General features: G+C 66.4%; 13 protein-coding genes. 7 read left to right on the forward strand and 6 right to left on the reverse strand.

Features of this window, described 5'->3' with window-relative positions; translation table 11 throughout:
* Position 1 precedes the first annotated feature (1 nt).
* Genes ACQY76_RS08310 through glpD form a run of 6 tightly spaced genes read right to left on the reverse strand, consistent with a single transcriptional unit; the run spans position 2 to position 5837 of the window.
* Positions 2-343: a hypothetical protein gene (locus ACQY76_RS08310; RefSeq protein ID WP_428032407.1), complete on the reverse strand. Its 342-nt coding sequence runs from the start codon at positions 341-343 to the stop codon at positions 2-4.
* Positions 343-1164, reverse strand: a complete 822-nt coding sequence (locus ACQY76_RS08315; RefSeq protein ID WP_428032408.1) for a carbohydrate ABC transporter permease — start codon at positions 1162-1164, stop codon at positions 343-345. Before ACQY76_RS08315 ends, ACQY76_RS08310 begins: the two co-directional genes overlap by 1 nt.
* Positions 1161-2063 (reverse strand): carbohydrate ABC transporter permease, encoded by a 903-nt coding sequence (locus ACQY76_RS08320; protein ID WP_428032409.1) that lies wholly within the window; start codon positions 2061-2063, stop codon positions 1161-1163. The genes ACQY76_RS08315 and ACQY76_RS08320 overlap by 4 nt, the downstream gene beginning before the upstream one ends.
* Entirely contained in the window at positions 2063-3166 is a 1104-nt protein-coding gene (locus ACQY76_RS08325; protein WP_428032410.1) for an ABC transporter ATP-binding protein, read from the reverse strand. The genes ACQY76_RS08320 and ACQY76_RS08325 overlap by 1 nt, the downstream gene beginning before the upstream one ends.
* Positions 3167-3177: 11 nt before the next feature.
* Positions 3178-4290 carry an ABC transporter ATP-binding protein gene (locus ACQY76_RS08330; RefSeq protein WP_428032411.1) on the reverse strand — a complete coding sequence of 371 codons (1113 nt, stop codon included), beginning with the start codon at positions 4288-4290 and terminating at the stop codon, positions 3178-3180.
* Entirely contained in the window at positions 4287-5837 is a 1551-nt protein-coding gene (gene glpD / locus ACQY76_RS08335) for a glycerol-3-phosphate dehydrogenase (protein ID WP_428032412.1), read from the reverse strand. Before glpD ends, ACQY76_RS08330 begins: the two co-directional genes overlap by 4 nt.
* 451 nt (positions 5838-6288) lie before the next feature.
* Between glpD and ACQY76_RS08340 the strand changes: the two genes are divergently transcribed.
* The 7 genes from ACQY76_RS08340 (at position 6289) to ACQY76_RS08370 (ending at position 13850) form a co-directional block, all read left to right on the forward strand.
* A complete protein-coding gene (locus tag ACQY76_RS08340; RefSeq protein ID WP_428032413.1) occupies positions 6289-7611 on the forward strand; it encodes an ABC transporter substrate-binding protein in 1323 nt (440 codons plus the stop codon).
* Between the two features lie 274 nt (positions 7612-7885).
* The gene (locus ACQY76_RS08345; RefSeq protein WP_428032414.1) at positions 7886-8854 is read left to right on the forward strand and encodes a carbohydrate ABC transporter permease; all 969 of its coding nucleotides are present in this window, start codon (positions 7886-7888) and stop codon (positions 8852-8854) included.
* Positions 8851-9822 (forward strand): carbohydrate ABC transporter permease, encoded by a 972-nt coding sequence (locus ACQY76_RS08350; RefSeq protein WP_428032415.1) that lies wholly within the window; start codon positions 8851-8853, stop codon positions 9820-9822. Before ACQY76_RS08345 ends, ACQY76_RS08350 begins: the two co-directional genes overlap by 4 nt.
* Positions 9819-10025: a hypothetical protein gene (locus ACQY76_RS08355; protein WP_428032416.1), complete on the forward strand. Its 207-nt coding sequence runs from the start codon at positions 9819-9821 to the stop codon at positions 10023-10025. Before ACQY76_RS08350 ends, ACQY76_RS08355 begins: the two co-directional genes overlap by 4 nt.
* 4 nt (positions 10026-10029) lie before the next feature.
* Entirely contained in the window at positions 10030-11142 is a 1113-nt protein-coding gene (locus ACQY76_RS08360) for an ABC transporter ATP-binding protein (protein WP_428032417.1), read from the forward strand.
* A complete protein-coding gene (locus tag ACQY76_RS08365) occupies positions 11135-12151 on the forward strand; it encodes an ABC transporter ATP-binding protein (RefSeq protein WP_428032418.1) in 1017 nt (338 codons plus the stop codon). The genes ACQY76_RS08360 and ACQY76_RS08365 overlap by 8 nt, the downstream gene beginning before the upstream one ends.
* 64 nt (positions 12152-12215) lie before the next feature.
* Positions 12216-13850 carry a dihydroxyacetone kinase subunit DhaK gene (locus tag ACQY76_RS08370; protein WP_428032419.1) on the forward strand — a complete coding sequence of 545 codons (1635 nt, stop codon included), beginning with the start codon at positions 12216-12218 and terminating at the stop codon, positions 13848-13850.
* Positions 13851-13862: the final 12 nt, after the last annotated feature.

A 13862-nucleotide genomic window follows, 5' to 3' on the forward strand; every position in this document is an offset into this window, starting at 1 on the left:
GTCATGCCTCCCCACCGTTATCGAGGAAAGCGACTGTGCCGGTTGCTTCCGCCGCATGGACAAGGAGGCCTAGAACTCCCTGCAGATGCTCCAGTGCGTGCCAGAGCACCATGCCTTCATTGGCAGTGTAGCTGGCGATCTCGCTCCGCAGATCCGCAATGTCGTCGACAACGTCGCCCACGCCCCATTCCGCATCTTTAGTGAGGTCGAAGATGTTACCGATAGCGGTGTGATAATACGGCTGGATAAGCGGAACCGTCGCGATGCCAGACCTCTCCAACGCCGAGATGATCGTCGCGGCCCAAAGCTTGACGTCGGCGACAGCCAAGGACATTTCAGCCATTACACCCTCCCCAGGGCGAAGCCCTTGGCGATGTAGTTGCGCACGAACCAGATCACCAGCGCGCCCGGAATGATGGTGAGCACGCCGGCAGCGGCCAGCAGGCCCCAGTCCATGCCGGCGGCGGAGACGGTGCGGGTCATCGTCACCGCGATCGGCTTGGCATTGGTGGCGGTGAGGGTGCGCGCCAGCAGGAGTTCCACCCAGGAAAACATGAAGCAGAAGAAGGCGGCGACGCCAATGCCGCTGGCGATGAGCGGCATGAAGATCTTGATGAAGAAGCGCGGGAAGGAATAGCCATCAATGGCCGCCGTCTCGTCGATCTCGCGCGGCACGCCGGACATGAAGCCTTCGAGAATCCACACGGCGAGGGGCACGTTGAACAGGCAGTGCGCCAGCGCCACGGCCCAGGGCGTGTCGAACAGGCCGATGGCCGAGTAGAGGTTGAAGAAGGGCAGGGCGAAAACGGCGGGGGGTGCCATGCGGTTCGACAGCAGCCAGAAGAACAAGTGCTTCTCGCCCACGAAGCTGTAGCGCGAGAAGGCGTAGGCCGCCGGCAGCGCCAGCGTGATCGAGATGAGGGTGTTCAGCGCCACATAGGTGAGCGAGTTGATGTAGCCGGAGTACCAGCTCGAATCGGTGAAGATCTTGATGTAGTGCTCGAAGGTGATCTCGCGCGGCCACAGCGTGACCGTCGTGTTGATCTCGAAATTGGTTTTCAGGCTCATATTGACGAGCCAGTAGATCGGCAGGATCAGGAACGCCAGGTACAGCACCATCACGAAGGCGCCGGCACGGGAGGAGGGCTGCGACGAGGAACTCATGCCGGGGTCTCCTCCTGCCGGCGCTCGATGCCGGCATTGGTCATCACGGTATAGAAGACCCAGCACAGCGCCAGCACGATGAGATTGTAGACCAGGCTCATCGCCGCCGCCTTGCCGAGATCGAACTGGCCCAGCGCGATCTTCACGAGGTCGATGGAGAGGAAGGTCGTCGCATTGCCGGGGCCGCCGCCGGTGAGCACGAAGGGCTCGGTGTAGATCATGAAGCTGTCCATGAAGCGCAGCAGCACGGCGATCAGCAGCACCCGCTTCATCTTCGGCAGCTGGATGGTGGTGAAGATCGCCCAGCGCGAAGCACCGTCGATGCGCGCCGCCTGGTAATAGGCATCGGGGATCGACTTGAGCCCGGCATAGCACAGCAGCGCCACGAGGCTGGTCCAGTGCCAGACATCCATCACCACGATGGTGATCCACGCTGCCAGCGGGTCTCCGGTGTAATTGTAGTCGATGCCGAGGGCGTTGATCGCCCAGCCGCCGAGGCCGATATCGGCGCGGGCGAACACCTGCCAGATGGTGCCCACCACGTTCCATGGAATGAGCAGCGGCAGCGCCATCAGCACCAGCGTGGCGGCGACCTTCCAGCCCTCGCGCGGCATGGACAGCGCGACCAGGATGCCCAGCGGCACCTCGATGGCGAGGATGATCCCGGAGAACAAAAGGTTGCGCCACAGCGCGTCGAGGAAGCGACCGCCGAGTTCGGTGGAGGGATCAAGCAGTTCCTGGAACCAGCCGAGCCCGTTCCAGAAGAACTGGTTGTTTCCGAAGGTATCCTGAACCGAATAGTTCACCACCGTCATGATCGGGACGATGGCCGAAAAGGCGACGATGAGGAAAACCGGTGCGACCAGCAGCCAGGCGCGGTTGTTGACGGGCTTGTCCATCAAACGACTCCCTCGCGGCCGGCGGCTTCGCCGGGCACCAGCACGCCATCGGCATAGATGTGGATTTGCCGGGGATCGAGCAGCAAGCCGGCCTGGTCGCCGTCGAGCGACAGGGCTTCCGGCACCATGGCGGCGGCCGGGTTGCCGGCGATTTCGATGCGGGCGATGCGGGCGCGGCCGATATCCTCGATGCGCGTCACCTTCACCGGCAGTCCGGTGCCGGGCACTGCGAGCGTCGCGAATTCCGGGCGCACGCCGAGCTCGATGCGCCCGCCCTTCGGCAGGGCCGGATAGAAGCGGTCGAGCGCGATGGCGACGTCACCGATATGGGCGGCGCGCCCTTCCACCTTTGCCGGCAAAACATTCATGCCCGGCGAGCCGATGAAGTGGCCGACAAATGTGTGGGCCGGGCGCTCGAACAGCTCTTCCGGCGTGCCGGTCTGCACCACGGCGCCGTCATGCATCACCACCACCGTGTCGGCGAAGGTCAGCGCCTCGGTCTGGTCGTGCGTCACATAGATCATGGTGAGATCCAGCGCCCGGTGCAGTTCCTTCAGCGATGAGCGCAGCTGCCATTTCAGATGCGGGTCGATGACGGTCAGCGGCTCGTCGAACAGGATGGCGGCGACATCCTCGCGCACCAGCCCGCGCCCGAGCGAGATCTTCTGCTTGGCATCGGCGGTAAGGTTCGAGGCCTTGCGGTCGAGCACCGAGGTCAGGTCGAGCCGGCTGGCGATCTGCTCGACGCGGCGTGCGATGTCCTCGCGCGGCATCTTCCGGTTCTTCAGCGGGAAGGCGAGGTTCTCGCGCACCGTCATGGTGTCGTAGACGACCGGGAACTGGAACACCTGCGCGATGTTGCGCGCCTCGGTGGGCAGCCTCGTGACATCGCGGTCGTCGAACAGGATGCGGCCGCGCGTCGGGATGACCAGGCCGGAGATGATGTTGAGCAGCGTGGTCTTGCCGCAGCCGGACGGGCCGAGCAGCGCATAGGCCCCGCCCTGCCGCCAGACATGGTTGATCTCCTTGAGCGCATAATCCTGCGGGCCACGCGGGTCGGGCCGGTAGGCATGGGCGAGACCGTCGAGCGTGATGCTGGCCATGGTGCTCTCCCTCAGGCCGCCGCCGCGTCGCGGACCGGCGAAACGCGCCGTCCGTCGACGTCGAACAGCAGAATGTGGCGGGGGTCGATCAGCACCTCGACCGGCGCGCCAGGCTCCAGCCGCCGCACGCCGCCCACCAGCGCGGTGAGGCGTTCCCGGCCCATGTCCATGTGCAGGAAGCTCTCCGAGCCGGTGACCTCGGTCACGGCGATGGTGGCGCCGAGGCGGATGAGGCCGTCGCCCTTGGCCGCGCGCTCGGCGGTGGCGATGTCTTCCACCTCCAGATGGTGCGCGCGCACCCCGATCGTGTAGACGCCGCCCGGCACGGCGGCGAGCGCCCCGCTTGCCGGCAGCACGGTGCCGTTGTCCAGCAGCACCGTTTGGCCCTGCTTGGTGACGCGCAGCGCGTTGAGCGGCGGGTCGGAGAAGACGCGGGCCGTGGCAAGGTTGTCCGGCCGGCGATAGACCTCGGCGGTCGGGCCGAACTGGGTGACGCGGCCCTCCAGCAGCGTGGCGGTCTGGCCGCCGAGCAGCAGTGCCTCGGTCGGCTCGGTGGTGGCATAGACGAACACCGCGCCGGTGGAGGCGAAAATGCGCGGCAGTTCCTCGCGCAGCTCTTCGCGCAGCTTGTAGTCGAGATTGGCCAGCGGCTCGTCGAGCAGCACCAAGTCGGCGCGCTTCACCAGCGCGCGGGCGATGGCGGTGCGCTGCTGCTGGCCGCCCGACAGCGCCAGCGGGGTGCGCTGGAGATAGGGGTCGAGCTTCAGCAGCTTCGCTGCGGAGACGACGCGCGCCTCGATCTCCGCGCGCGGCAGCCCGGCGACGCGCAGCGGCGAGGCGATGTTCTCGTAGACGGTCAGCGAGGGGTAGTTGATGAACTGCTGGTAGACCATCGCGACGCTGCGCTTCTTCACCGGGAGGCCGGTGACGTCGCGCCCTTCCATGCGCACATGGCCGGACGTCGGGGCGTCGAGCCCGGCCATCAGCCGCATCAGGCTGGTCTTGCCGGCGAGGGTGGCGCCGAGCAGCACGTTCAGGCTGCCGCGCTCCAGCCGGAGCGACACGTCGCTGATGAAGGGGACGCCGTGAACGCTGCGCGAGACGTGATCGAGTTCCAGGCTCATTGCGCCGCTCCCCGCAGCGCGGCCGGTGCCGCGCCGTGCGCCGCAGTCTCGGCCATGAAGGCGTCGAGCGCACTTGTCTGTTCGGGCGTGAAGCGCAGGCCGAGCTTGGAGCGGCGCCAGAGCACATCCTCGGCGGTGCGGGCCCATTCCTCCCGCATCAGATAGCGCACCTCCGCCTCGGTAAGGTCGGCGCCGAAAACGCGGCCGAGATCGTGCGCCGAGCGGGCGCCGTCGAGAATGCGCATGGCGCGCGTGCCATAGGCGACGACCAGCCGGCGGGCGAGGCGCTCCTCCAGCCAGGGATGGGCCCGCAGTAACTGGGCGACCACGCGCGGCTGGTCGGTCACCGCGAAATCGCCGCCGGGAAGCGGCGCCGTGCCGGTCCACGAAGCTTTCGAGGCGCCGGGGAGATAGGGGGCGAGTTTCTGCATGGCGTGCTCGGCAAGGCGGCGATAGGTGGTGATCTTGCCGCCGAACACCGAGAGGGCAGGCACGCGCCCGTCGGCGTCGTCCATTTCCAGCACGTAGTCGCGGGTGGCTTCTTGCGCCTTGGAGGCGCCGTCATCATAAAGCGGGCGCACGCCGGAATAAGTCCACACCACGTCGCCAGGCGTCACCGGCTGGCGGAAATACTCGCTGGCGGCGGCGCAGAGATAGGCGATCTCCTCCTCGCTCGCGACCGGCTTGGTGGGCGTGCGGCCGAAATCCCGGTCGGTGGTGCCGATGAGCGTGAAGTCCTGCTCATAGGGGATGGCGAAGATGATGCGGCCATCGGCGTTCTGGAAGATATAGGCGCGGTCATGCTCGTAGAGCCGGGGCACGACGATGTGGCTGCCCTGCACCAGGCGGACATTGGCGGGCGAATTGGCGCGCAGCACATGCGCCAGCACCTCGTGCACCCACGGGCCGGCGGCATTGACCAGCACGCGGGCATTGACCGTGCGGCGGGCGCCGTCCTCCTCGAACGCGATGCGCCAGAATTCCGGCTCGCGGCTCGCCGAGATGACGCGCGCGCCACGGCGGATGTCGGCACCGCGCTCGGCGGCATCAAGGGCGTTCAGCACGACGAGGCGGCTGTCCTCCACCCAGCAGTCGGAATATTCGAAGGCACGGCGAAAGCCCTCGCGCAGCGGCCGGCCCGCGGGGTCGCGCGTCAGGTCCAGCGAGCGGGTGGCGGGCAGGCGCTTGCGGCCGCCGAGATGGTCATAGAGGAACAGGCCGAGCCGCAGCAGCCAGGCGGGGCGCAGCCCGGCGTGGTGCGGCAGCACGAAGCGCAGCGGGCGGATGATGTGCGGGGCGATGGCCCACAGCACTTCCCGCTCGGCAAGTGCCTCATGCACGAGGCGGAACTCATATTGTTCGAGATAGCGCAGCCCGCCATGGATCAGCTTGGTCGAGGCGGAGGATGTTGCGCCGGCAAAGTCACCCTGTTCGAGCAGCACGACCGACGCGCCCCGGCCGGCGGCGTCGCGGGCGATGCCGCAGCCATTCACGCCCCCGCCGATGATCGCAAGGTCGTAAATCTCGTCCAGAATGCGAGCGTTCAAGGCGCGTCTCCCGGTGCACTCCTTTATGGCAGGAATGCTTTCGTTTTTATGTTCATATGGACGCTATACGAAACCATTATCGGTCGCAAGAGCGCAAGAAACGAAAGAAACGAACCTTCGTTTAGGTGCGATGCAGCAATTGCGGCGAATTCCTGGCATGCCAGCGGCGCCGGTTCACGCAGCTGTCGGCCCGCGTGGGTAGCTCGGCTAAAACAGCTGTCGGCGGAACCGCGGGGATGCGCCGTCTGGTGGCCAACGCGCCCTTCTTCGGCCTGTGCGTCAGGCGTTCCCGACGGTCTCCCCGCACCGTTGCACTGCAGCAACGAATTGCTCTTGTCATGTTGAGCAAATGAGACATAACTAAACATAAAGCTAAATCGAACCGGTGCGGGTCGTGCCGGCGTAAGGCCATCGAGAGGGCAAAAAGCCCTTCGTTCTCTGGGAGGAGAGCATGCTGAAGAAGTGGATACCCCTTCTCGGGGCGACGGCCGTCTGTGCGGTAATGTCCGCGCCGCAAGCGGCGAAGGCGGAGCAGCTCACACTGTGCTGGGCGGCCTGGGACCCGGCCAATGCGCTGGTCGAACTGTCCAAGGATTTCACCACCAAAACCGGCATCGACATGAAGTTCGAGTTCGTCCCGTGGACGAGCTATGCCGACCGCTTCCTCAACGAGCTCAACTCGCGCGGCAAGCTGTGCGACCTCATCATCGGCGACAGCCAGTGGGTGGGCGGCGCCGCCGAGAACGGCCACTACGTGAAGCTGAACGACTTCTTCGCGAAGGAAGGCATCAAGATGGATGACTTCGTTCCCGCGACCGTCGTCGGCTATTCCGAATGGCCGAAGAACACGCCGAACTACTGGGCTCTGCCGGCGATGGGCGACGTGGTGGGCTGGACCTACCGCAAGGACTGGTTCCAGCGCCCGGAGATCCAGAAGGAGTTCAAGGCCAAGTATGGCTGGGACCTCGACGCGCCCAAGACCTATGACCAGCTCAAGCAGATCGCCGAGTTCTTCCAGAAGCGGCAGATCGACGGCAAGACCGTCTATGGCGCTTCGATCTACACCGAGCGCGGCTCGGAAGGCATCACCATGGGCGTGACCAACGTCCTGTATGACTGGGGCTTCCTGTATGAGAACCCCAAGAAGCCTTATGACATGCAGGGCTATGTGAACTCGCCGGACGCGGTGAAGGGCCTCGAATTCTACAAGTCGCTCTATGATTGCTGCACGCCGCCGGGCGCCTCCAACGTCTACATGGTCGAGGCGGCCGACGCCTTCAAATCCGGCCAGGTGGCGATGCAGATGAACTTCGCCTTCACCTGGCCCGGCCTCTACAAGGACGAGAAGGTTGGCGGCGACCGCATCGGTTTCTTCCCCAACCCGGCGGAGAAGTACCATTTCGCCCAGCTGGGCGGGCAGGGCATCTCGGTCGTGTCCTATTCCGACAAGCGCGACGCGGCGCTGCAATACATCAAATGGTTCGCCCAGCCCGACGTACAGGCCAAATGGTGGCAGCTCGGCGGCTATTCCTGCCTGAAGGCAGTGGTCGACGCGCCCGGCTTCAAGTCCAGCCAGCCTTATGCCCCGGCCTTCCTGGAATCCATGGCGATCGTGAAGGATTTCTGGGCCGAGCCCTCCTATGCCGAGCTGCTGCAGGCGATGCAGAAGCGGGTGCATGACTATGTCATCGCCGGCAAGGGCACAGCGAAGGAAGCGCTCGACGGCCTGGAGAAGGACTGGACCGAGATCTTCAAGGAAGACGGCAAGATCTGAGGCTCTCTCGCTCGCTCCGAGGGCAGCAGCCCGGGCCTGCGTGCTTCGAGACGCGGGGCGTTACCGCCCCGCTCCTCAGCATGACGAAGGTACTAATTTGCATGCCTCGTCATGCTGAGGTGCCCGGCGCAGCCGGGCCTCGAAGGACGCAGACTCCGCCGCCAATGTTCCCCGCGCGTTCCTCACACGCAGGACCGCTTCCTCCCGACGGCGACCCGGTCGCATCAAAGACCTGACCGGGTCGCTCCTCTCGCTGATCACATCGGATGCGGCCGTGACCATTTCCAACCACTCCCTTGCCGACAAGGCCGCCCATGCGGCCGTGCAGGCGACGCCGGAGCACCTCGTGGTGAGGGTGCGGGCGCTCTCCGACAAGGCGATCGCCTGGCTGTTCATCGCGCCGACGATTCTCCTGCTGCTGGCGATCAACATCTTCCCGCTGTTCTGGGCGATCTACCTCTCCTTCACCAATTACCGCGCCAACCGGCCCAATGCCGAGGTCAAGCATGTCGGACTGGGAAACTATTCGCGCGTGCTCAACGACCCCGATATCTGGGCGTCGATGCAGACCACGGCGCATTTCGTCTTCTGGACCATCCTGCTGCAGACGGTGATCGGCTTCGCGCTCGCCTATCTGATCGACCGCAAGTTCCGCGGACACGCCTTCTGGACGACGCTCATCCTCATTCCGATGATGCTGTCGCCGGCGGTGGTCGGCAATTTCTGGCGCTTCCTCTATGAGCCGCAGATCGGCCTGTTCGCCTATGCCGTCTCCTTCCTCTCCGGCATCCCGACCTCCGAAATCCAGATGCTCGGCAGCGTGAAGCTGGCGCCGTGGGCGATCATCATCGTCGATACCTGGATGTGGACGCCCTATGTGATGCTGATCTGCCTCGCCGGGCTGCGCTCCATTCCCGACTACATCTATGAGGCGGCCGAGGTCGACCGCGCGTCGAACTGGCGCCAGTTCTGGTCGATCACCGTGCCCATGGCGCTGCCCTTCATCATGCTGGCGGTGCTGTTCCGGGGCATCGAGAACTTCAAGATGTTCGACATGGTGAACCTGCTCACCGGCGGCGGGCCTGGCTCCACCACCGAGGTCGCCTCCATCGCGCTGAAGCGGGACGCCTTCGAGGCCTGGGCCACCGGGCGCTCCTCGGCCTTTGCCATCGTGCTGTTCGTCGCGGTGTTCGGCCTCGCCAACATCTACGTCAAGGCGCTCAACAGGGTGAAGCAGCGATGAGCTCCGCCAAAATCACCCCATCGGTAAACGCCGCCCATTCGGTGGTCGAGCCGAGCCCGCGCTCCAAGCGCATCGCCGCGACGCTGGTGATCGTCTACGCGATCATCACCATGATCCCGCTGGTGTGGATCTTCCTCACCTCGATCAAGTCGCCGCCGGATTCGATCTCCTACCCGCCGAAGATCCTCTTCACGCCTTCGCTGGAAGGCTACTGCAACCTGTTCACCACCCGCACGCGGCAGACGCCGGAATACATCGCCTCGCTGCCGGCACCGGACGGGGTGTGCGACGCGGTGACCCGCCAGCGCAACATGGTCATTGCTGGGGCGTCCAACTTCCTGCCGCGCTTCGCCAATTCGCTGATCATCGCCTTCGGCTCGACCTTCCTCGCCGTCGGCCTCGGCACGCTGGCGGCCTATGGCTTCTCGCGCTTCAAGGTGCCGCTGGCCGACGACCTGCTGTTCTTCATCCTGTCGACCCGGATGATGCCGCCCATCGCCGTCGCGATCCCGATCTACCTGATGTACCGCCAGCTTGGCCTCTCCGACACGGCGCTCGGCATGATGCTGCTCTACACGGCGGTGAACGTCTCGCTCGCCGTGTGGCTGCTCAAGGGTTTCATCGACGAGATTCCGCGCGAATATGAGGAAGCGGCGATGATAGACGGCTATTCGCGCCTGCAGGCGTTCCGCAAGGTGGTGCTGCCGCAGGCGACCACCGGAATCGCGGCGACCGCGATCTTCTGCCTGATCTTCGCCTGGAACGAATACGCCTTCGCCTCGCTGCTCACCTCCGGTAGCGCCCAGACGGCGCCGCCCTTCATCCCCACCATCATCGGCGAGGGCGGGCAGGACTGGCCGGCGGTGGCTGCGGGCACCACCATCTTCCTGGTGCCGATCCTCGTCTTCACCATCCTGCTGCGCAAACAGCTGCTGCGCGGGATCACCTTCGGGGCGGTGCGCAAATGAGCGAACAAAGCCTCGCCCCGGTAAAGCCCCGCCGCCCGTTCTTCCTGCGGCGCGGGCCGATGGAAGCGCTCGCCGTCGGCGTTATTGCGCTCGGCTTCCTCATGCTGTTCCAGCCCTTCCTGCTGGTGCTCTACACCTATTCCTTCATCACCCTTCTCGTCGGCACGTTCATGTTCATGATCGTGTCCAAGTTCCCGGAGTAGGCCCATGGCCGAGATCAGGGTCGACCATCTGCGCAAAGCTTTCGGTGACTTCGTCGCGGTGCAGGATTCCAGCTTCACCGTCGAGGATGGCGAGTTCCTTGCCCTTCTCGGCCCCTCCGGCTGTGGCAAGACCACCACGCTGCGCATGATCGCCGGGCTGGAGCTGCCGACCGGCGGCACCATCCGCCTCGGCGGCGAGGACGTGACCTACAAGCGGGCGAGCGAGCGCGACATCGCCTTCGTGTTCCAGCTCTTCGCGCTCTACCCGCACATGAATGTGCGCAAGAATATCGGTTTCCCGCTGCTCGCCCAGGGCGTGCCGAAGGGCGAGATCCGGTCGCGGGTGGAGGAGACGGCGCGCCTGCTGCAGATCGACCACATCCTCGACCGGCCGGTTTCCGGCCTTGCCGGCGGCGATCGCCAGCGCGTGGCGCTGGGCCGGGCCATCGTGCGCCGGCCCATGTGCTTCCTCATGGACGAGCCGCTCGGCACGCTCGACGCCGAGTTTCGCGAGGTGATGGTGCGCGAGTTGCGCGAGCTGCACAACCGCATCCGCGCCACCACGGTCTATGTCACCCATGACCAGATCGAGGCCATGGCGATGGCCGACAAGATCGCGGTGATGAACCACGGCATCATCGAGCAGTTCGGCACGCCGCAGGAAATCTACGACCGTCCCGCATCCATGTATGTCGCCGACTTCATCGGCTCGCCGCCGATGAACTTCATCCGCTTCCAGGCCGGTCTGGCGAAGGGCGCGCGCACGGCACGGATCGGCACGGTGGAGGTGGACATGCCGGAGATTCGCCGCGACGTCGCCCCCGGCGCACTGGCGCTGGGCGTACGGCCCGAGCATGTGCGCTTTTCCGACGCCTCGCCGCTGCGCGGGGCGATCTATGGCAGCGAATATCTCGGCACCAACCAGATCGTCACGGTGGAGACGCAGGGCGGGCTGGTCCGCGCCCGCCTGCCGGCCGAGCACAGCTACGCCATCGGCGAGCCGGTCGGCCTCACCTTCAAGAGCGAGCGGCTGTCGCTGTTCGATGCCGGCTCCGGCCGGGTGATCCCCTCTTCCCTGCACGAGGGTGCGCTTCATCGGGAGGCCCGTCATGGCTGACGTGACACTCAAAGGCGTCACCAAGAGCTTCGGCAAAGCGGGCGCCAAGCGGGCCGTCGACGGCATCGACCTGCATATTGCCGATGGCGAGTTCGTGGTGCTTCTCGGTCCCACCGGCGCGGGGAAGACCACCACGCTCCGCCTCATCGCCGGCATCGAGACGCCGGATGCTGGCACGGTGAGCATTGGCGGGCGGCCCATGGCGGGGCTCGCCCCGGCAAGCCGCGACATTGCCTTCGTCTTTCAGCAATATTCGCTGTACCCGCATCTCACCGTCTACGAGAATCTCGCTTTTCCGCTCCGCTCGCCGGCGAGGCGGATGAATGCCGCCACCATCGATGCGCGGGTGCGCGAAGTGGCGAAGATGGTGCGCATCGACCACAAGCTGGAAAACCGCTCGACCCGCCTGTCGGGCGGCGAGATGCAACGCGTCGCCATCGGCCGGGCGCTGGTGCGGCGGCCCTCCATCTATCTGATGGACGAACCGCTCTCCTCGCTCGACGCCAAGCTGCGCGGCGAATTGCGGCTGGAACTGAAGCGCATCCAGAAGGATCTCGGCGCAACGCTGCTCTATGTCACCCACGACCAGATCGAGGCGATGACCATGGCGGACCGCATCGGCATCCTCGCCGAGGGCCGGCTGGTGCAGATCGGCACGCCGCGCGAGATCTATGCCGACCCGGCCAATCTCCACGTCGCCGCCCGGCTCGGCCAGCCGCACATCAATCTGCTTCCCGTCGGCCTGCTGCCGGATCTGCCGGTGCCCCCCGGGACCAGGACCGTGGGCGCGCGTACCGAACACATCGCCATTGCGCGGCAGGAAGGCGGCAATGCGCGGGTCGACTGGATCGAGCATCTGGGCGACCAGAACCACCTGCACATCAAGCTCGGCGAGCAGAAGCTGGTGACGCTGGCCGACCCCGACATGGCGGTGTCCCCCGGCGACCCGATCAGCCTTTTCTTGAAGAGCCCGCTCTATTTCGGCCCGGACGGCCAGCGGCTGGTGTAGCACGTGACTTGCGTTGGGACGGACGGCGTTCGCGCCGGTGTCCTCAAATGAATGGGAGGCGTCCATGAAACATTTCTTCAACCGGCGGGACAGCATCGTCACCGAGGCGCTGGACGGTCTCTTGCGCACGACGCCTCCCGGCCGGCTGGCCCGGCTCGATACCTATCCCGACATCAAGATCGTGCTGCGCGCCGATTGGGACAAATCGCGTGTCGCCGTGGTCTCCGGCGGTGGCGCCGGCCATGAGCCTTCCCATGCTGGCTTCGTCGGCCGGGGCCTGCTCACTGCCGCCGTCTCCGGCGAGATCTTCGCCTCGCCGAGCGTCGAGGCGGTGCTCACCGCCATCCGCGCGGTGACCGGCGAGGCGGGCTGCCTGCTGGTCGTCAAGAACTACACCGGCGACCGGCTGAATTTCGGCCTCGCCGCCGAGCGCGCCCGCACGGAGGGCTTCAAGGTCGAGATGGCGATCGTCGCCGACGACATCGCCCTGCCCGACCTTCCCCAGCCGCGCGGCGTCGCCGGCACGCTGTTCGTGCACAAGATCGCCGGCCATCTCGCGGAGAGCGGCGCCGATCTCGCCACCGTGGCGGATGCGGCGCGCGCGGCGGCGGTGGACATCGCCTCGCTCGGCGTTTCGCTCTCTTCCTGCTCGATCCCCGGTCAGCCCTTCAAGGAGCGGCTCGGCGCGCAGGAGGGCGAACTTGGCCTCGGCATTCACGGCGAGCCCGGGGTGGAGCGCATCCCGCTGCAGCCGGTGGCCGATATCCTCGCGCTGATGAGCGCGCGCCTCGCGCCGCACCTCGATGCGGGTGCCGACTATGCGCTGCTCATCAACAATCTCGGCGCCGTGACGCCGCTGGAGATGAGCCTGATCGCCGAGGCGGTGCTGGCGTCTCAGCTTGGGCGCGGGGTCAATCTGGTGATCGGGCCGGCAGCGCTGATGACGGCGCTGAACATGAACGGCTTCTCGCTCTCCTTCCTACGCCTCGACGCCGCCCGCGCGGCCGCGCTGACCGCCCCGGCGGAGCCGCTGGCCTGGCGCCCGGCGGTGGAGACCGGCACGGTCGAGGTGCTGCCGGCGCCTGCCGCGCCGCCCGTCGAGACCTCTGCGGCCAGCGCCGACGCGGCGGTCGAGGCGGTCATCCGCCGTGTCTGCGCCACGCTGACCGGGCTGGAGGACGAGCTCAACCGGCTCGACGCCCGCGCCGGCGATGGCGATACCGGGTCCACCGTCGCCATGGGCGCCCGCGCCGTGGAAATGCGGCTGCCCACGCTGCCGCTCGCCGACACGGCCGCCACGCTCAAGGCTGTCGGGGCGGAGCTTGGTACCGCCATGGGCGGGTCGAGCGGAGTGCTGCTCTCCATCTTTTTCACCGCCGCCGCGCAGGCGCAGGCGGAAGGCGGCGCACTGCCCGCGGCGCTGCTCGCCGGGTTGGAGCGCGTGGTGTTCTATGGCGGCGCCGCGCCGGGCGACCGCACCATGATCGACGCGCTCGACCCCGCCCTGAAGGCGCTCGCCGCCGGCAGTCTCCTCACCGCGGCCGAAGCCGCCACGGCGGGGGCGGAGGCGACGAAGGCAATGGTGCGGGCGCGAGCCGGCCGGGCGGCCTATGTCGGCGCGCGCGATCTCGAAGGGTCGCCCGATCCCGGCGCGGTCGCGGTGGCGCGGGTGTTCGAGGCGCTGGCCCGGCGCGGCTGAGCCGGGAAGCGG

Source organism: Ancylobacter sp. (genome assembly GCF_965279025.1).
Lineage (GTDB): Bacteria > Pseudomonadota > Alphaproteobacteria > Rhizobiales > Xanthobacteraceae > Ancylobacter.